This is a genomic window from Xylanibacter ruminicola 23 (assembly GCF_000025925.1).
Classification (GTDB): Bacteria; Bacteroidota; Bacteroidia; order Bacteroidales; family Bacteroidaceae; genus Prevotella; species Prevotella ruminicola.
The window spans coordinates 2,066,584-2,084,223 of the sequence record NC_014033.1 but is presented as its reverse complement, the minus strand read 5'-3'; the positions used below and the strand labels follow the sequence as shown (position 1 = coordinate 2,084,223).

General features: G+C 50.3%; 15 protein-coding genes. All 15 read left to right on the top strand.

Annotated features, from left to right (window positions below; genetic code table 11):
• Positions 1–103: 103 nt before the first annotated feature.
• The 15 genes from PRU_RS08925 to PRU_RS08855 all read left to right on the top strand — a co-directional run bounded on the left by PRU_RS08925 (position 104) and on the right by PRU_RS08855 (position 17,633).
• Complete coding sequence (locus tag PRU_RS08925) at positions 104–688, top strand: superoxide dismutase (RefSeq protein ID WP_013065663.1); 585 nt, start codon at positions 104–106, stop codon at positions 686–688.
• Positions 689–1,096: 408 nt separating this feature from the next.
• Complete coding sequence (locus PRU_RS16445) at positions 1,097–3,406, top strand: glycosyl hydrolase (protein WP_080517187.1); 2,310 nt, start codon at positions 1,097–1,099, stop codon at positions 3,404–3,406.
• Positions 3,407–3,427: 21 nt separating this feature from the next.
• Positions 3,428–4,606 carry a glycoside hydrolase family 130 protein gene (locus tag PRU_RS08915; RefSeq protein ID WP_013063762.1) on the top strand — a complete coding sequence of 393 codons (1,179 nt, stop codon included), beginning with the start codon at positions 3,428–3,430 and terminating at the stop codon, positions 4,604–4,606.
• Between the two features lie 32 nt (positions 4,607–4,638).
• Positions 4,639–5,982 (top strand): MFS transporter, encoded by a 1,344-nt coding sequence (locus PRU_RS08910; protein WP_013064389.1) that lies wholly within the window; start codon positions 4,639–4,641, stop codon positions 5,980–5,982.
• Positions 5,979–7,253 (top strand): AGE family epimerase/isomerase, encoded by a 1,275-nt coding sequence (locus tag PRU_RS08905; RefSeq protein ID WP_013065572.1) that lies wholly within the window; start codon positions 5,979–5,981, stop codon positions 7,251–7,253. Before PRU_RS08910 ends, PRU_RS08905 begins: the two co-directional genes overlap by 4 nt.
• 58 nt (positions 7,254–7,311) lie before the next feature.
• Positions 7,312–8,823 carry an alkaline phosphatase family protein gene (locus PRU_RS08900; RefSeq protein ID WP_013064119.1) on the top strand — a complete coding sequence of 504 codons (1,512 nt, stop codon included), beginning with the start codon at positions 7,312–7,314 and terminating at the stop codon, positions 8,821–8,823.
• A 54-nt stretch (positions 8,824–8,877) separates the two neighbouring features.
• Positions 8,878–9,228: an NADH-quinone oxidoreductase subunit A gene (locus PRU_RS08895; RefSeq protein WP_013064738.1), complete on the top strand. Its 351-nt coding sequence runs from the start codon at positions 8,878–8,880 to the stop codon at positions 9,226–9,228.
• Positions 9,219–10,010, top strand: coding sequence for an NADH-quinone oxidoreductase subunit B (locus PRU_RS08890; RefSeq protein WP_013065348.1), 792 nt, complete (start codon positions 9,219–9,221; stop codon positions 10,008–10,010). The genes PRU_RS08895 and PRU_RS08890 overlap by 10 nt, the downstream gene beginning before the upstream one ends.
• Positions 10,007–11,572: an NADH-quinone oxidoreductase subunit D-related protein gene (locus PRU_RS08885; protein ID WP_013063171.1), complete on the top strand. Its 1,566-nt coding sequence runs from the start codon at positions 10,007–10,009 to the stop codon at positions 11,570–11,572. The genes PRU_RS08890 and PRU_RS08885 overlap by 4 nt, the downstream gene beginning before the upstream one ends.
• A gap of 39 nt (positions 11,573–11,611) precedes the next feature.
• Complete coding sequence (gene nuoH / locus PRU_RS08880; RefSeq protein WP_013064661.1) at positions 11,612–12,700, top strand: NADH-quinone oxidoreductase subunit NuoH; 1,089 nt, start codon at positions 11,612–11,614, stop codon at positions 12,698–12,700.
• 9 nt (positions 12,701–12,709) lie between these two features.
• Positions 12,710–13,255, top strand: a complete 546-nt coding sequence (locus PRU_RS08875) for a 4Fe-4S dicluster domain-containing protein (protein ID WP_013064037.1) — start codon at positions 12,710–12,712, stop codon at positions 13,253–13,255.
• 6 nt (positions 13,256–13,261) lie between these two features.
• The gene (locus PRU_RS08870) at positions 13,262–13,777 is read left to right on the top strand and encodes an NADH-quinone oxidoreductase subunit J family protein (protein WP_013065044.1); all 516 of its coding nucleotides are present in this window, start codon (positions 13,262–13,264) and stop codon (positions 13,775–13,777) included.
• Positions 13,774–14,082, top strand: coding sequence for an NADH-quinone oxidoreductase subunit NuoK (gene nuoK / locus PRU_RS08865; RefSeq protein WP_013065623.1), 309 nt, complete (start codon positions 13,774–13,776; stop codon positions 14,080–14,082). The genes PRU_RS08870 and nuoK overlap by 4 nt, the downstream gene beginning before the upstream one ends.
• 37 nt (positions 14,083–14,119) lie before the next feature.
• The gene (gene nuoL / locus PRU_RS08860; RefSeq protein WP_013063411.1) at positions 14,120–16,108 is read left to right on the top strand and encodes an NADH-quinone oxidoreductase subunit L; all 1,989 of its coding nucleotides are present in this window, start codon (positions 14,120–14,122) and stop codon (positions 16,106–16,108) included.
• Between the two features lie 4 nt (positions 16,109–16,112).
• Complete coding sequence (locus PRU_RS08855; RefSeq protein ID WP_013064082.1) at positions 16,113–17,633, top strand: complex I subunit 4 family protein; 1,521 nt, start codon at positions 16,113–16,115, stop codon at positions 17,631–17,633.
• The last annotated feature ends 7 nt before the right edge of the window (positions 17,634–17,640 follow it).

Here is a 17,640-nt window from a genome sequence, read left to right as displayed (position 1 = left end):
CAGAAATGCTTGCGGCTCAATTTTTTTATAAGATTTCTTAAATCTCTTGGTGGATAGAAATTAATTCGTATATTTGCAACCGAAACCAATAAATGGAAACGATATGGGAAAGTTTGAATTAATGGCGCTGCCGTATGCGCCTGAGGCCTTGGAGCCGGTGATTAGTCGCGAAACGATTGCTTTTCATCACGGGAAGCACTTGGCGGCTTATGTGAATAACCTGAATGGTTTGCTGGAAGGAAATCCGATGGCCGACCTGGCATTAGAAGAAATCGTTTGTCAGGCAACGGGTGGTATCCTTAACAATGCTGGGCAGATACTGAATCACGAGTTGTACTTCGGACAGTTTACTGCGCCAAAGGCTGACAATCAGCCTGTCGGAAAGGTGGCAGAGGCAATCGTTCGTGACTTTGGCTCGTTTGAGGCTTTCAAGGAGGCATTCCAGAAAGCCGGGGCTACGTTGTTTGGTTCTGGATGGGTGTGGCTCTCTGCTGATAAAGACGGTAAGTTGGTTATCACGCAGGAAACGAATGCGGCCAACCCTGTGCAGAAGGGCTTGAAACCGTTGCTTACTTTCGATGTCTGGGAGCATGCCTACTATCTCGATTATCAGAACCGTCGGCCCGATCATCTCGCTGCCTTGTGGCAGATTATTGACTGGCAGGTTATCGAGAAACGATTTGGATAATTTCTGCCAGGGGATACAATCCCCACCCCCTTTTTTCACAACCACCCAACCCTCCTTCATCCTAAGGAGGGCTTCAAACCACTCTCCAAACCCCTCGCCAATCTTTGGCAAGGGGCTTAAATCCTGGATTTGGGAAGACCCAAATCCATGCTATGTTTTGGTAGGCCGGGACTTCGGCCTATATTGTTTATGCTGCTCTTTGAGCAGCGGCCCATAGGGCCTTTATCTAATACCATGCTAAAACACTCGGGGAACGCCCAGCGGCAAGGGGCAGACAGCCCCGACGAGCGGGGATTGGTGGAAAAGTGTAATGATTGAGCAAAAAAAAGTATTGCAGTTTAAGAAAGATGTCGTAACTTTGCAGCCGTAAACTTAAAATTAAATAAAACGACAATCGATAATTAAAAAATGAAAAGACTGCTTACTTTCTTTTTTTGTGTGGCGACTGCGGTGATGCTGCAGGCACAGATTCGTGGAAATAGTGTGGTGGTGACTGTTGAACCTGACCATGCTGACTGGCGATACAACACAGGCGAAAAGGTGAACTTTACTGTAGAGGTGCGCCAGGAGGGTACATTACTTAAAAACGTTGCTATAGATTATGCGATGGGACCTGAGATGTATCAGGACATTCGCAAAAGCGTGACCCTGAAAGACGGTAGTCTGAAACTGCAGGGTACGATGGCGAAACCGGGATTCTACCGACTGGATGTGACTGCCCATGTGAATGGCAAGGATTACCGCGGGGCATGCGGCGCTGCGTTTAGTCCGGAGAAACTGCAACCATCGACCGTGATGCCACAGGATTTTGAGCAGTTCTGGCAAAAGAGCATTGCCGAAGCACGAAAAACCGACCTGAACCCTACCAAGCGTTTGCTGCCTGAGCGTTGTACGAAGGACGTAAACGTGTACGAAGTGAGCTTTAACAACGAACGCTGGGGCTCGCGTACCTATGGTATATTGTGCGTGCCTGTGCGCGAAGGGAAATATCCGGCCTTGTTGCGTGTGCCTGGTGCTGGCGTACGACCCTATGGTGGCGATGTATATACGGCCTCGCAAGGTGTGATAACCCTGGAGATTGGTATCCACGGCATTCCTGTGACGATGGAGCAAGGGGTGTACGACAACCTGGGCAATGGCGCCCTGCAGGGGTACTGGGAGTTTAATATGGACAACCGCGAAAAGCACTACTATCACCATGTGATTATGGGCTGTATCCGTGCGATGGACTATATCGAGCAGTACACACCCTGGGACGGACAGAAGGCTGGTGTGACTGGATCGAGTCAAGGGGGATTCCTGACCTTAGTGACAGCTGGACTGGATAAACGCATCACCTGCTATGCACCTGTGCATGCGGCTCTTTGCGATCATACCAACTCGTTGAAAGGGGCTGCCTGCGGATGGCCGCACTACTTTTATGAAAATGCAAAAATTAAAAAATGGAAAAATGTAAAAATTGAAGAATTAGATGATACAAAAATTACTACTTCTCGATATTATGATGGGGTGAATTTTGCGCGGCTGATTGATGAGGGGCAGAAGGGCTGGTTCTCGTTTGGCTATAATGATGATGTGGTGCCACCTACCAGTGCCTGGGCTACCTATAATATCGTGAAAGGTCCGAAGGAGATAAAGCCTTATCAGGCTACCTGGCACTTCTGGCATCAGGAGCAGTGGGACACCTGGGAGGCTTGGTTGCTGAAAGAGTTGAAACAGACGACTGCGACGCAGTTGGCCGACAGATTGACGAGTCTGCAACAGAAAGGTTACATGGCCGGGCATCAGGACGATCCGTTCTACGGTATCGGTTGGGCCTACGAGGATGGAAAGAGCGATGTGAAGCTGACCGTTGGCGACTATCCTGCTGTGATGGGCTTTGAGCTGGGTGGCATAGAGATGGGTGACGAGAAGAACCTGGACAGCGTGCCCTTTACCCGCATACACGATGAACTGTTGGCCCATGTGAAGCGTGGGGGCGTGGTGACTATCAGTTGGCATCCACGTAACCCGCTGACGGGCGGAACGGCCTGGGATGTGACCAGCAACAAGGTGGTGAAGAGCATTCTGCCTGGTGGTGTGAAGGCGGACTTGTTTAAAGTGTGGATGGCCCGCTTGGCCGACTTCCTCGAAAGTCTGAAGGATGAAACCGGACAGCCAGTGCCCATCATCTTCCGACCCTGGCACGAGAACAACGGCTCGTGGTTCTGGTGGGGACAGAAACTGTGCAGCGACAGTGAATTCATGGCGCTTTGGAACCTGCTACAGGATGAAATGAACGCGCGTGGGTTCAGTAACCTGCTGTGGAGCTACTCACCTAATCTGGATGGTGGCTGGACACTGGAGCGCTTTATGCAGCGCTACCCGGGTAACGACCGCGTGACGCTGATAGGTGAGGATGCCTATCAGTGGGGCTCGGAGCAGGATTTTATCAAGGCCGTGAACAGCGACCTGACATTCCTGACACAGTTTGCCAAGAATAACGGTAAACTGTTGGCGATGACGGAGTGTGGCTTTAAGAATATCCCTGACGCCACATGGTTCAGCAGAGTGCTGAAACCGCAGATGGATAAATATCCCATCAGCTATTTCCTGTTGTGGCGTAACTACGAGAAGGAATGGTTCGGACCAGTGCCGGGCACACCCTGTGGGGATGACTACCGCAAAGCGTTTAAGGAGGCCAAAAACGTGATGTTCTTAAATGATATTAAACATTAAAAATTAAGCATTAAACATTATATGAGCGAGTTTGAACAGAAGGTAGCGGCTCTGAGAAAACATCATGAGGAGCTGCTTGCGAGAAAGAACGAACCCCTGGAGTGGGGAAATGGTATTTACGAGAAGTACAAGAACCCGGTGGTGACGGCTGAACATGTGCCCCTGGAGTGGAAGTACGACTTTGATGAGCATGACAACCCTTACCTGATGCAGCGTATTATGTGTAATGCCACGCTGAACGCAGGTGCCATTAAATGGCAGGGGAAATACTGTCTGGTGGTGCGTGTTGAGGGGGCTGACCGCAAGAGTTACTTTGCCGTGGCCGAGAGCGAGAATGGTATCGACAATTTCCGTTTCTGGGATGAGCCTATCACCATGCCGGATGATGTGGTGCCTGCTACCAATGTTTATGATATGCGACTGACACAGCATGAGGATGGCTGGATATACGGCGTGTTCTGTGCTGAGCGTCACGACGACTCGCAGCCTGGCGACCTGAGTGCTGCCACAGCCACTGCTGGCATCGCCCGTACCAAAGACCTGAAAACCTGGTATAGACTACCTGACCTGAAAACCAAGAGTCAGCAGCGTAATGTGGTGCTACACCCTGAGTTTGTGGCTGGGCAATACGCTTTCTACACCCGTCCGCAGGATGGTTTTATTGATACTGGTAGCGGCGGCGGTATCGGTTGGGCGCTGGTGGACGACATCACGCACGCAGAGATTAAGGAAGAAAAGATTATCTACGAGCGCAAATACCACACCATCACCGAGGTGAAGAACGGTGAGGGTCCGCACCCCATCAAAACACCGAAGGGCTGGTTGCACCTGGCGCATGGTGTGCGTGCCACTGCCGACGGTCTGCGCTACGTGCTGTATATGTATATGACTGCCCTCGACGACCCCACAAAGGTAATCGCACGTCCTGGTGGCTATTTCCTGGTGCCTGAGGGTAACGAGTATTATGGCGACGTGATGAACGTGGCTTTTGCGAATGGTTGGATTGCCGACGAGGATGGTAAGGTGTTTATCTACTATGCCTCGGCCGACACCCGTATGCACGTGGCTACATCGACCATCGATAAACTGATCGATTACTGTATGAACACCCCTGAGGATGGCTATTATACCGCGGCTTCTGTTTTGACCATCAACAAGTTGATAGACAAAAACAGAAAGACATTGAACATTGAGCGTTGAACATTGAGCATTGAACATTAATTATTAATTATATGGCTAGTTTAAAGGAGAAAATAGGTTACGCCTTGGGCGATGCGGCTGCTGGTGGTATTACATGGAAAATTATGTCGATTGCCTTCCCGCTGTTTTTTACAAATGTGTTTGGACTGACGTTTGCTGATGCTGCGACACTGATGCTGATAGCACGTATGTTTGATGTGGTGACCGACCCGCTGATGGGATCGCTCGCCGACCGTACACAGAGCAAATGGGGCACCTATCGCCCCTGGCTGATATTTGGCGCTATCCCCTTCGGACTGGTGTTTGCCCTGCTGCTCTATACGCCTGACTTCGGACTGACGGGCAAGCGCATCTGGGCTTACAGTCTGTATCTGCTGATGATGGCGATGTACACTGCCGTGAACGTGCCTTATGGCTCGCTGCTGGGTGTGATGACGGATGACGACAACGAGAAGAACCAGTTCTCGAGTTTCCGTATGGTGGGTGCCTATGCCATGGGATTTGTGACCCTGCTGTCGTTCCCTTACCTGCAGCGTCTGGTGGGTGGCACCGAGCAGCACCAGTATGCGGTGCTGGGTGCTTTCTTTGGTGTGCTGGCAGCTGCCGGAACGCTGGCCTGCGGCTTCCTGACCAAGGAGCGTCTGAAGCCGGTACGCGCCGAGAAATTCTCGTTTAAGCAGTTTGGCGACTTGTTTAAGAACAAGCCTTGGATTATCCTGACACTGATTGGTATTTGTACAAACTTTTTTAACGGATTCCGCTACGCTGTGGCTGGCTATCTGTTGGAATACTGCTTGCATGGGGATGTAACGGTGAGCGGACTGATTATCAACTACACCGTGTTTATGACCTTTGGCGAGCTGACTTGTATGATTTTCGGTGGTGTGTCGCCAAAGTTCACCCAACTGATTGGCTCGAAGCGTAATGCCTTTATGGCGGCTGCGCTGATTTGTGTAGTTTTTTCGGTGGCTTTCTTCTTCGTGCCCATGGATCCCGCCTATATCTGGGTGATGGTGGCACTGGTGGTGCTCACATCGGTGGGCATCGGCTTGTATTCGCCCCTGCTGTGGAGTATGTATGCTGATGTGGCCGACTATGCTACGGAGAAAAACGGTACGTCATCGACTGGCTTGATCTTCTCGTCGGGTACCATGGCGCAGAAGTTCGGTACGGCCATCTCGGGCTCGCTGGTAGCCCTCTTCTTAGGTCTGGCTGGTGCCAGTATGATTACGGATGAGATGGGTAACACCATGGTTGACCCTGCCTCGATTACCAGTTCGGTACTCTCGATGGTATGGAGCCTGTTTTCGCTGTTCCCTGCTATCATCGCAGGATTGATTATTGTACTGACTTGGATTTATCCGATTAAGAAATGAACGAACGTGTTGATATGATGAAGCGCGAGATGCAGGACGTGCTGGAGAATAACATCCTGCGTTTCTGGCTCGACCAGATGATGGACTATGAGCATGGGGGCTTTTACGGGCGCATGGCCCATGACGGCGAACTGCATCCCGAGGCCGAGAAGGGGGCTATCCTGAATGCCCGTATCCTCTGGGCGTTCTCGGCGGCTTTCCGTGTGCTGAAACATCCGGAGTATCTGGAAGCGGCTACCAGAGCCAAGGACTATATCATTGAGCATTTTATCGATCAGGAGTATGGAGGCGTGTACTGGAGCGTAGATTGCGAGGGGAACCCGCTGGACACCAAGAAGCAGTTTTATGCCATCGGCTTTATGATTTACGGACTGACGGAATATGCCCGAGCAACGGGCGACAGAGAGGCACTGGACTATGCGCTGGACCTGTATGACTGTATCGAGGAACATGCCTTCGACAGGGAACATAACGGCTATATCGAGGCCTGCACGCGCGAGTGGGGCGAGATAGCGGATATGCGTCTGTCGGACCTGGATGCCAACTACCCCAAATCGCAGAACACCCACTTGCATATTATCGAGCCTTATACTAACCTGCTGAGATGTCTGAAAGAGGCGCAGGTGCAGGAGTCGTGCGACTATGTGTCGGCCATCGGCTCTGTGCTGCCTGTGGGTATCAGTGTGCCGCCACAGACCATCAGCGAGGTGGAAGGGGCACTGAGAAACTTGGTAGATATCTTTACAGAGAAGATACTGAACAAGGAGACCAATCACCTGGATCTGTTCTTTGGAATGGACTGGACGCGTGGGGCCGGCCACCTGGAGAGTTACGGTCATGATATCGAGTGCTCGTGGCTGTTGCACGAGGCGGCTCTGGTGCTGGGCGACCAGCAGGTGCTGAACAAGGTGGAACCCATTGTACAAGCGGTTGCACAGGCATCGGCGAAGGGTTTGCGACCCGATGGTTCGCTGATACACGAGGCTAATCTGGATACGGGCTATGTGGATGATGATCTGCACTGGTGGGTACAGGCCGAGAACGTGGTGGGCTGGTATAATATCTGGCAGCATTTCGGCGATGAAGAGGCCCTGAATCGTGCTGAAAAATGCTGGCATTATATCAAAAAACAGCTGATTGATTACGAACACGGTGAGTGGTACTGGAGCAGGCATGCCAACGGCTTGCTGAACACAAAAGATGACAAAGCCGGTTTCTGGAAATGTCCGTATCACAATTCGCGCATGTGTCTAGAAATCATAGAGAGATAAAAAAATCCGCCAGAGAATTTGGAACTTTGGCGGATTTTTCTTACCTTTGCAACCAATTATGAAAAGATTGATACTATTCGTTGCATTGGCGTTGTGCTATGTTGTTGACAGTCAGGCACAAACGCAGTTTAACGAGCGCCCTAAGCTCGTGGTAGGAATCGTAGTTGATCAGATGCGTTGGGATTATCTGGGCAGATATTACAATCAGTATCAGGAGGACGGACTGAAGCGCCTCATTAACCAAGGATACTCATGTAATAACTGCCTTATTAATTATCTGCCCACCGTAACTGCCATCGGACATACCAGCGTTTACACAGGTACAACTCCCGCTTTTCATGGCATCTGCGGTAACGCCTTTTACAAGAACGGCGTGAAGATCAGCAGTTGCGAGGATCACGACGTAACGACCGTGGGTAGTAACAAGAAAGATGCCTCGTCGCCCGTAAACCTGTTGGCCAACACCATTGGCGACCAGCTGCGACTGCATACCGACTTTAAGTCGAAGGTGATTGGTGTGAGCTACAAGGACCGTGCAGCCATTCTGCCTGCCGGACGAAGTGCCAATGCTGCCTATTGGATTGATACCAAGGCCGGACAGTTTATCAGCAGCACCTGGTATATGCAGGAACTGCCTAAATGGGCCAAGGAGTATAACGCCCAGCTGAAGAAAAACAAAGAGCTACAGAAGGTAGGTAAGAACGTCGGACTGTATCCATTGTGTGGTCATATCACTGCTGATATGGCCATTGCTGCTTTAAAAGGCGAACAGCTTGGTAAGGGCGAAGAGACGGATATGCTGTGTATCAGCTTCTCGCAGACAGATGTGATCGGACATGAGTACGGCACCCGTGGCGAGCATACCGACGAGGCTTACCTGGAGCTGGATAAGGATATCGCCAAACTGCTGAAGGCTTTCGACGAACAGGTGGGCGAGGGTAACTACCTGGTATTCCTGACTGCCGACCATGGCGCTGCGCATAACTTTAAGTTCATGGAAGACCACCGTTTGGGCGGAGGTCCGTTTATGTTCGACGAGATGTATAGCGGCGAGGCTGCTAAGCGCTTGCAGGAGCGACTGCACCTGACTAAGAATATCATCAAAGACTGTCTGGACTACCGTCTGGTGCTGGACAAAGAGGCTATCCGTGAGCAGGGGCTCGACGAGGAGAAAGTGCGCGAGGTGGTGGTAGAGGAGTTACTGAAGACACCACATGTTGCTTTCGCCTTTGATTTCAAGAAGGCTGCCACAGCTCCCGTGCCTGAGATGCTGAAAGAGCGTGCCCTGAAGGGGTATCATCACGACCGTTCGGGTGATATCATCTTTATGCTGGAGCCAGGCTGGTACGGATTTGGCAAGGGCTCGTCGCCCATCGGCACCACTCATGGCGAGTGGAATCCCTACGATGCCCATATCCCCCTGCTGTTCTACGGTTGGCAGGTGAAGCATGGGGCCACCAGTCGCGAAGTGCATATTACCGATATAGCACCTACCGTGTGCCAGAAGCTGCACATACAGCAGCCAAACGCCTGTGTGGGTGAGCCTATTACAGAGGTGATGGGTGAGTAACTACTTGATAATGGAATAATTAAAACATTAATAAATAATTATAGTTAGCTTTTTATGAACTTTACTTTGTTAATTACCGTCTTGGTGACGGCTATTACATTGGTGGTAGCGGCTTACGTGCTGGCCAAGCTGTTGGGACCAAGGTCCTACGCAAAGGTCAAGGGTGAGCCGTATGAGAGCGGTATTCCTACCCGCGGCAGCTCATGGTTGCCTGTTTCGGTAGGTTTCTATCTCTTTGCCATCTTGTTCCTCATGTTCGATGTGGAAACGGTGTTTCTGTATCCATGGGCTGTGGTAGTGAAGGAGTTCGGCGCAATGGCTCTGCTTAGCATCGGCTTCTTCTTAGTAGTTCTGGTATTAGGCTTGGCTTATGCCTGGCGGAAAGGAGATCTCGAATGGAAGTAAGAAAGCCCCACATCAAGAGCATTCCTTACGAGGAGTGGAACGACAACGAGTCGTTGGAGAAGATTATCGACGAGCTGCATGAGGGTGGCGTAAACGTGGTGACAGGTTCGCTCGACCAGTTGATTAACTGGGGACGTAGTAACTCACTGTGGTCGCTGACCTTTGCTACATCATGCTGTGGTATTGAGTTTATGGCTTGTGGTTGCTCACGTTACGACTTTGCCCGATTTGGTTTCGAGGTAACACGTAACTCACCACGACAGGCCGACCTGATTATGTGTGCAGGTACCATCACCCACAAGATGGCCCCAGCCCTGAAGCGTTTGTACGATCAGATGGCTGAGCCTAAGTATGTGGTAGCTGTTGGTGGATGTGCCATCAGCGGTGGTCCTTTCAAGTCGAGCTACCATGTGGTAAAGGGTATCGAGGAGATTGTGCCCGTGGATGTGTTCATCCCTGGCTGTCCCCCACGTCCAGAGGCTATCATGTATGGTATGATGCAGCTGCAGCGTAAGGTGAAGGTAGAGAAATTCTTTGGAGGTGCTAACCACAAGCAGGACGCTGAGGAGCGCGAGCTGGGTGTATCGAACGAGGAGTTGACATTCCGTAACAACCTGGGTGATCATCGTAGAGAACCCATCGTTGTAACAGATGTACCCGAGGATTTTTCCATTGACCATTCACCATTGACCATTGACCATTCGGAGGTCAGTGGTGCTGCAAATAATGGTCAATGTTCAATGGTCAATGTTCAATCTAACAAAGGGGAGGACAAGGCATGAAATTAGAATTTTTATCATTCGACTTTGAGAAGTTCGCCTCGGAGATGCTGAACTTGAAGAGCAAGAAAGGCTTTGACTATCTTGTAACTATCGTAGGTGAGGATTTTGGTGGAGAAGAAGGTCTGGGTTGTGTGTATATCCTTGAGAATACCAACACCCACGAGCGTTGTGCTGTGAAGCAGCTGGCCCAGACTCAAAACGACACGCCTTATATCCCTACTGTATCAGATATCTGGAAGGTGGCCGACCTGCTGGAGCGCGAGGTTTACGATTTCTTTGGCATCGTGTTCCTGGGTCATAAGGATATGCGTCGCCTGTTCCTGCGTACCGACTTTAAGGGTCACCCCTTCCGTAAGGACTGGGAGTTTAACGACAAGTACACCCTGGAGGATGACGTAGAGCCTGACTACGGTCTGGAGTACTATCTGGACAAGGAGGGTAAGCTGCAGTGCAAGCAGAACAAGCTGTTTGAGGCCGACGACTATGTGATTAACATTGGTCCCCAGCACCCTGCTACCCATGGTGTGCTGCGTTTGCAGACTGTGCTGGACGGTGAGACCGTGAAGCGCATCTATCCTCACTTTGGTTATATTCATCGTGGTATCGAGAAGATGTGGGAGGGTATGACCTATCCTCAGACACTGGCTCTGACCGACCGACTGAACTACCTGGGTGCCATGCAGCATCGTCATGCATTGGTAGGTGTGATTGAGGAGGCCATGGAGGTTGAGCTGACCGACCGCATTAAGTACATCCGTACCATTATGGATGAGCTGCAGCGTTTGGACAGTCACCTGCTGTACACCTCGTGTGTGGCTCAGGACTTGGGCGCTCTGACTGCCTTCCTGTATGGTATGCGCGATCGTGAGCATGTGCTGAACTGTATGGAGGAGACCACCGGTGGACGCCTGATTCAGAACTATTATAGAATAGGTGGACTGCAGGATGATATCGATCCTAACTTTGTATCGAACGTAAAGGCACTGGTGAAGTACCTGCGACCCATGATTCAGGAGTACATGGATGTGTTTGGTGATAACGTGATTACACACAACCGACTGGAGAAGTGCGGACCAATGAGCCTGGAGGACTGTATCTCGTATGCAGTGACCGGTCCTGCCGGACGTGCTTCGGGTTGGAAGAGTGATGTGCGTAAGAACCACCCATATGATATGTATGACAAGGTAGAGTGGGAGCAGTGCACACTGACTGGTTGCGACTCTATGGACCGCTACCTGGTTCACATCAACGAGATGTACCAGAGCTTGAACATTATCGAGCAGCTCATCGACAATATCCCTGAGGGTGACTTCTACGTGAAGCAGAAGCCTATCATCAAGGTGCCCGAGGGACAGTGGTACTACTCGGTTGAGGGTGTGGCTGGTGAGTTTGGTGTTTATCTCGACTCGCGTGGCGACAAGAGTCCATACCGCATGAAGATGCGACCCATGGGACTCTCGCTGGTAGGTGCTTTCGACCCCATGCTGCGTGGTCAGAAGATTGCCGACCTGATTGCGACTTGTGCTGCTATTGACGTTGTAATTCCTGATATCGACAGATAGTCGAAATGTAAAAATGTAATAATGTAAAAAGTAAAGATTATGTTCGACTTTTCTATATTTACAACATGGTTCGACGCTCTCCTGCGCGATACACTTGGCTTAGGAGATTTCTGGTCGATATTGATTGAATGCGTGCTGGTTGGCGCTGGTATCCTGGCTGGATATGCGCTGATTGCCATGCTGATGATTATGATGGAGCGCTGGGTATGCGCTTATTTCCAGTGCCGACTGGGACCTACCCGTGTAGGTTTCCACGGTACCCTGCAGATTTTTGCCGATGTACTGAAGATGCTCGTGAAGGAGATCTTCTTCGTGGATCGTGCTGATAAGCTGCTGTATGCTGTAGCTCCACTGCTGGTAATCATTGCGTCGGTAGGAACCTTCAGCTTCCTGCCTTGGAACAATGGTGCCCAAGTGCTTGACTTTAATGTAGGTATCTTCCTGGTAACTGCTATCTCATCGATTGGTGTGGTAGGTATCTTCCTGGCTGGTTGGGGTTCGAACAATAAGTACTCGGTGGTTTCGGCCATGCGTGCTGCTGTTCAGATGATCTCGTACGAGATGTCGCTCTGCCTCTGTCTGATTACCGCTGTGATCCTGACAGGTACCATGCAGATGAGTGGTATCGTTGAGGCTCAGACAGGTGCCTTTAAGTGGTTGATTTTCCAGGGTCATATCCCTGCCATCATCGCCTTTGTAGTGTTCCTGATTGCTGGTAATGCCGAGGCTAACCGTGGTCCGTTTGATATGGCTGAGGCTGAGAGTGAGTTGACTGCCGGTCACCACACTGAGTACTCGGGTATGGGCTTCGGTTTCTTCTACCTGGCTGAGTTCCTGAACCTGTTTATCATCGCTGGACTGGCTTCGGCTGTATTCCTGGGTGGTTGGGCTCCTATCAACATTGGTGTGGATGCCTTTGATACCGTGATGAACTACATCCCCGGTATCGTATGGTTCTTTGGCAAGACCCTGCTGGTGGTTTGGTTGCTGATGTGGGTGAAGTGGACTTTCCCACGTTTGCGTATCGACCAGATCCTGAAGCTGGAGTGGAAGTACTTGATGCCTCTGGGACTTATCAACCTGGTAATTATGACTGTTGTTGTGGCCCTGGGCCTATATATTAAATAAGGTATAGCAATGGAAGATAACAAAACATATTTCGGAGAAATCGGACACGGCCTGAAGACTTTGGCTACAGGTATGAAGATTACTTGGAAGGAGTATTTCAAGGATTTCTTCACCAATAAGTCGACAGAGCAGTATCCCGAAAACCGCAAGACTACACTGCACGTATCAAAGCGTCACCGTGGTCGCTTGACCTTTAAGCGCAACGAGGATGGCAGCTACAAGTGTACCGCTTGCACATTGTGCGAAAAGGCCTGTCCTAACGGAACCATCAAGATTACTGCCCATATGGCTGAGGATCCTGAGACAGGCAAGAAAAAGAAGGTGCTGGACGATTATGCGTACGACCTGGGCGACTGTATGTTCTGCCAGTTGTGTACCAACGCCTGCAACTTTGACGCCATCGAGTTTACAAACGACTTTGAGAACGCTGTGTTCGACCGCTCTCGTCTGGTACTGCACTTGAACGAGGAGGTTTACGCTGGTGGCTCTCTGCCTAACCTGATTGAGGGTGGTGCCGAATGGCAGGTCGGTAAGTTTAACACTAAAACCAAGTAACGCATTATGGGTAATACAGTTATGTTTATCATTCTCGCGGTATTCATCATTGCTTCGGCACTGATGTGTGTGACCACGACGAAGATTATGCGAGCCGCAACATTCATGTTGTTTGTGCTCTTTGGTGTAGCAGGTATCTACTTCCTGCTGGATTACACCTTCCTTGGAGCCGCTCAGATTAGCGTATATGCCGGTGGCGTTACGATGATCTATGTGTTTGCCATCCAGTTGGTAAGCAAGCGCACACTTCAGGGTTTGGAGGAGCGAGTTAAGAGTAGCAAGATGATTACTGGCGCCCTGGCCGCCCTGGCCGGACTGGTGGTAGTAGGATTGATTCTGCTTAAGACTGGTTTCTATACACAGGAGATTGCTGGCGTAGAGGTACCTATGAAGGAGATTGGTACTGCTCTCGTTGGTTCGGGTAAATATCAGTATGTACTGCCTTTCGAGTTCATCTCAGTATTCCTGCTGGCATGTATCATCGGTGGCTTGGTTGTAGCAAGAAAGGAGGATAAAGCATGATTCCAGTAGAATGTTATTTCGCACTGAGTGCCCTGTTGTTCTTTATCGGTGTATATGGTTTCACTACACGTCGCAACCTGATTGCCATGCTCATCTCGGTTGAGCTGGTGCTGAACGCCGTGGATATCAACTTTGCCGCTATCAACCGCTTGCTTTATCCAAACGGTATGGAGGGCATGTTCATGACACTCTTCGTGATTGGTGTAGCTGCTGCCGAGAGCGCAGTTGCCATCGCTATTATCATCAACGTGTATCGCAAGTTCAAGAGTGATAGTGTTGAGGCTATCCAGAATATGAAACGATAGTTTAACATTAAACATTAAAGATTAAACAGTAAACATTATGTTTGGATATACAATCTTTATCATGCTTCTGCCACTGCTGTCGTTCATTGTTCTTGGACTGGCTGGCATGAAGATGCAGCATAAGGTGGCCGGACTGATCGGTACCTGCTCGTTGGGAATGGTTACGATACTCTCTTATATCACCGCTTTCCAGTACTTCTTCGGACTGGATCGTGTGAATGGCGTGTATCAGACCTTTGTTCCGTATAACTTTACCTGGTTGCCCCTGGGTAACCTGCATTTCGACCTCGGTATCCTGTTGGATCCTATCAGCGTGATGATGCTGATTGTGATCTCGACTGTATCACTGATGGTTCATATCTACTCATTCGGCTATATGCATGGTGAGAAGGGATTCCAGCGTTACTACGCTTTCCTCTCGCTGTTTACGATGTCGATGCTGGGTCTGGTTCTGGCCACCAACATCTTCCAGATGTACATGTTCTGGGAGTTGGTAGGTGTTAGCTCATACCTGCTCATCGGTTTCTACTATCCTTTGAAGCCTGCCATCGCTGCCTCAAAGAAGGCATTCATCGTGACACGCTTTGCCGATATGTTCTTCCTGGTAGGTATCCTGACATTCGGTTACTTCGTGGATTCGTTCAGCTTTAACTTTGCTGGCGACATTGTGATGGGCCAGGGTACTACACCTTTCATCGAGGGTAACCTGGCTAAGGCTGTAGCTGCTGGTGGCTTTATCATTCCTACTGCACTGGTACTGATGTTTATCGGTGGTGCCGGTAAGAGTGCGATGTTCCCACTGCACATCTGGCTGCCAGATGCCATGGAGGGTCCTACACCTGTATCTGCCCTGATTCACGCTGCTACCATGGTTGTAGCTGGTGTGTTCCAGATTGCACGTATGTTCCCCTTGTGGATTGAGTATGCCCCACAGGCTATGAGCATTGTGGTTTGGGTGGGTGTAATCACCGCTTTCTATGCAGCTGCTGTGGCTTGTGCCCAGAGCGATATCAAGCGTGTGCTGGCCTTCTCGACCATCTCGCAGATTGCCTTTATGATGGTGGCTCTGGGTGTATCACTGCCCGGACATCATGGTGCTATCCTCGACAACCACGCTCAGCTGGGTTACATGGCTGGTATGTTCCACCTGTTTACTCACGCTATGTTCAAGGCTTGTCTGTTCCTGGGTGCAGGATGTATCATCCACGCTGTACACAGCAACGAGATGGCGCTGATGGGTGGCTTGCGCAAGTATATGCCTATCACACATATCACCTTCCTGATTTCGTGTCTGGCCATCGCTGGTATCCCCTTCTTCTCGGGCTTCAGCTCAAAGGATGAGATTATCACTGCCTGCATGGAGTACAGTCCGGTGGTAGGTTGGATTATGACAGGTATCGCTGCCATGACAGCCTTCTACATGTTCCGCCTGTACTACGGTATCTTCTGGGGTACTGAGAACAAGGAGGCTCATGCACATCATACACCACACGAGGCACCACTGACCATGACAATCCCCTTGATTGTACTGACAGTGATTACCGTTGGTGTGGGTGTTTACACCACGATTGCAGGATTTGCAGAGTGGGGTGGTTCGTTCGGTAGCTTCGTAAGTGCTGCTGGTACTGACTACACCATCCACTTTAACATGCAGATTGCTGCTACCTCTACTGTGATTGCGATTCTGAGCATCTGCCTGGCCACCTATATCTATAAGGGTGAGCAGCAGCCTATTGCCGATCGCCTGTATGCTACCTTCCCCAAGCTGCATCGCGCAGCCTACAAGCGTTTCTATCAGGACGAGATCTGGCAGTATGTGACACATCGCATCATCTTCCGTCTGGTTTCTACACCTATTGCCTGGTTCGACCGTCACGTTGTGGATGGTACCTTTAACTTCCTGGCATGGGGTGCTAACGAGGCTGGTGAGAGTATCCGTAGCTGGCAGAGTGGCGATGTTCGCCAGTATGCCGTATGGTTCATCACTGGTAGTGTGGCCCTTACATTAATCCTTTTATGCATCTAAAGATATGAGTATATTAAGTATTTTCGTAATAATTCCTGCCCTGATGCTGGTTGGTCTCTGGTTGGCCAAGAACGTTAATCAGGTGCGTGGTGTGATGGTAACGGGAGCTTCGTGTTTGTTGGCCCTCTCTGTTTGGTTAACCATCTACTTTATTCAGGAGCGTGCAGCAGGTAATACAGCCGAGATGCTGCTGACCTATAGCACGCCTTGGTTCAAGCCTTTGAATATCGCTTACAGCGTTGGTGTTGACGGTATCTCTGTGGTGATGCTGTTGCTTTCGAGCATCATCGTGTTCACCGGTACCTTTGCCTCATGGCAGTTGAAGCCACTTACTAAGGAGTACTTCCTGTGGTTCACCCTGCTTTCTACAGGTGTGTATGGCTTCTTTATCTCTACCGACCTGTTTACTATGTTTATGTTCTACGAGGTGGCTCTGATTCCTATGTACCTGCTGATTGGTGTATGGGGTTCGGGTCGCAAGGAGTACTCGGCCATGAAGCTGACCCTGATGCTGATGGGAGGCTCGGCCCTGTTGATCCTTGGATTGCTGGGTATCTACTACTTTAATGGTATCTACAGCGGCAACTACACCTTTGAGTTGACCACAATCGCAGCTAACCACTGCATTCCTGGTCACATCCAGAACATCTTCTTCCCATTCATCTTTATCGGATTCGGTGTACTGGGTGCGCTGTTCCCATTCCATACATGGAGCCCCGATGGTCATGCTTCGGCCCCTACAGCAGTATCAATGCTGCACGCTGGTGTACTGATGAAGCTGGGAGGTTACGGCTGCTTCCGTGTAGCTATGTACCTGCTCCCTGAGGCTGCTCAGGATCTCTCGTGGATCTTCCTCATCCTCACTACTATCTCGGTAGTTTACGGTGCACTCTCAGCCTGTGTACAGACCGACCTGAAGTATATTAATGCTTACTCTTCGGTTTCGCACTGTGGACTGGTACTGTTTGCCCTGCTGATGATGAGTCAGACTGCTGTGACAGGTGCTGTACTGCAGATGCTCTCACACGGACTGATGACAGCCCTGTTCTTCGCCCTCATCGGTATGATTTACGGTCGTACTCATACCCGTGACATCCGCGAGCTGGCTGGACTGATGAAGATTATGCCTTTCCTGGCTGTTGGTTATGTGATTGCCGGTTTGGCTAACCTCGGATTGCCTGGCTTCTCTGGATTCATTGCCGAGATGACCATCTTTGTAGGTTCGTTTGGTGCACACCCACTGAGTGGCGACCCCAACACTTCGTTCCGCATGGTGGCTACCATCATCGCTTGTATGTCGATTGTTGTAACAGCTGTTTACATCCTGCGTGTGGTTGGTAAGATTCTGTATGGTGAGGTTGAGAACAAGCACTTCCTGGAGCTCACCGATGCTACATGGGATGAGCGCGTGGCTGTTATCTGCCTGATTTTCTGCGTAGCTGGTTTGGGTTCGTTCCCATTCTGGGTAAGCGATATGATTTCGCCTGCAGCAGGTACAATCCTGGAGTCAATTGGTGTAATGTAAAGAAGGA

Excerpts from the sequence above, each read along its gene's own strand:
- PRU_RS08905 (WP_013065572.1), top strand. The coding sequence starts at position 5,979 with ATGAACGAACGTGTTGATATGATGAAGCGCGAGATGCAGGACGTGCTG.
- nuoK (WP_013065623.1), top strand. The coding sequence starts at position 13,774 with ATGATTCCAGTAGAATGTTATTTCGCACTGAGTGCCCTGTTGTTCTTT.
- nuoL (WP_013063411.1), top strand. The coding sequence starts at position 14,120 with ATGTTTGGATATACAATCTTTATCATGCTTCTGCCACTGCTGTCGTTC.
- PRU_RS08925 (WP_013065663.1), top strand. The coding sequence starts at position 104 with ATGGGAAAGTTTGAATTAATGGCGCTGCCGTATGCGCCTGAGGCCTTG.
- PRU_RS08895 (WP_013064738.1), top strand. The coding sequence starts at position 8,878 with ATGAACTTTACTTTGTTAATTACCGTCTTGGTGACGGCTATTACATTG.
- PRU_RS08885 (WP_013063171.1), top strand. The coding sequence starts at position 10,007 with ATGAAATTAGAATTTTTATCATTCGACTTTGAGAAGTTCGCCTCGGAG.
- PRU_RS16445 (WP_080517187.1), top strand. The coding sequence starts at position 1,097 with ATGAAAAGACTGCTTACTTTCTTTTTTTGTGTGGCGACTGCGGTGATG.
- PRU_RS08855 (WP_013064082.1), top strand. The coding sequence starts at position 16,113 with ATGAGTATATTAAGTATTTTCGTAATAATTCCTGCCCTGATGCTGGTT.
- PRU_RS08890 (WP_013065348.1), top strand. The coding sequence starts at position 9,219 with ATGGAAGTAAGAAAGCCCCACATCAAGAGCATTCCTTACGAGGAGTGG.
- PRU_RS08915 (WP_013063762.1), top strand. The coding sequence starts at position 3,428 with ATGAGCGAGTTTGAACAGAAGGTAGCGGCTCTGAGAAAACATCATGAG.
- PRU_RS08910 (WP_013064389.1), top strand. The coding sequence starts at position 4,639 with ATGGCTAGTTTAAAGGAGAAAATAGGTTACGCCTTGGGCGATGCGGCT.
- nuoH (WP_013064661.1), top strand. The coding sequence starts at position 11,612 with ATGTTCGACTTTTCTATATTTACAACATGGTTCGACGCTCTCCTGCGC.
- PRU_RS08900 (WP_013064119.1), top strand. The coding sequence starts at position 7,312 with ATGAAAAGATTGATACTATTCGTTGCATTGGCGTTGTGCTATGTTGTT.
- PRU_RS08870 (WP_013065044.1), top strand. The coding sequence starts at position 13,262 with ATGGGTAATACAGTTATGTTTATCATTCTCGCGGTATTCATCATTGCT.
- PRU_RS08875 (WP_013064037.1), top strand. The coding sequence starts at position 12,710 with ATGGAAGATAACAAAACATATTTCGGAGAAATCGGACACGGCCTGAAG.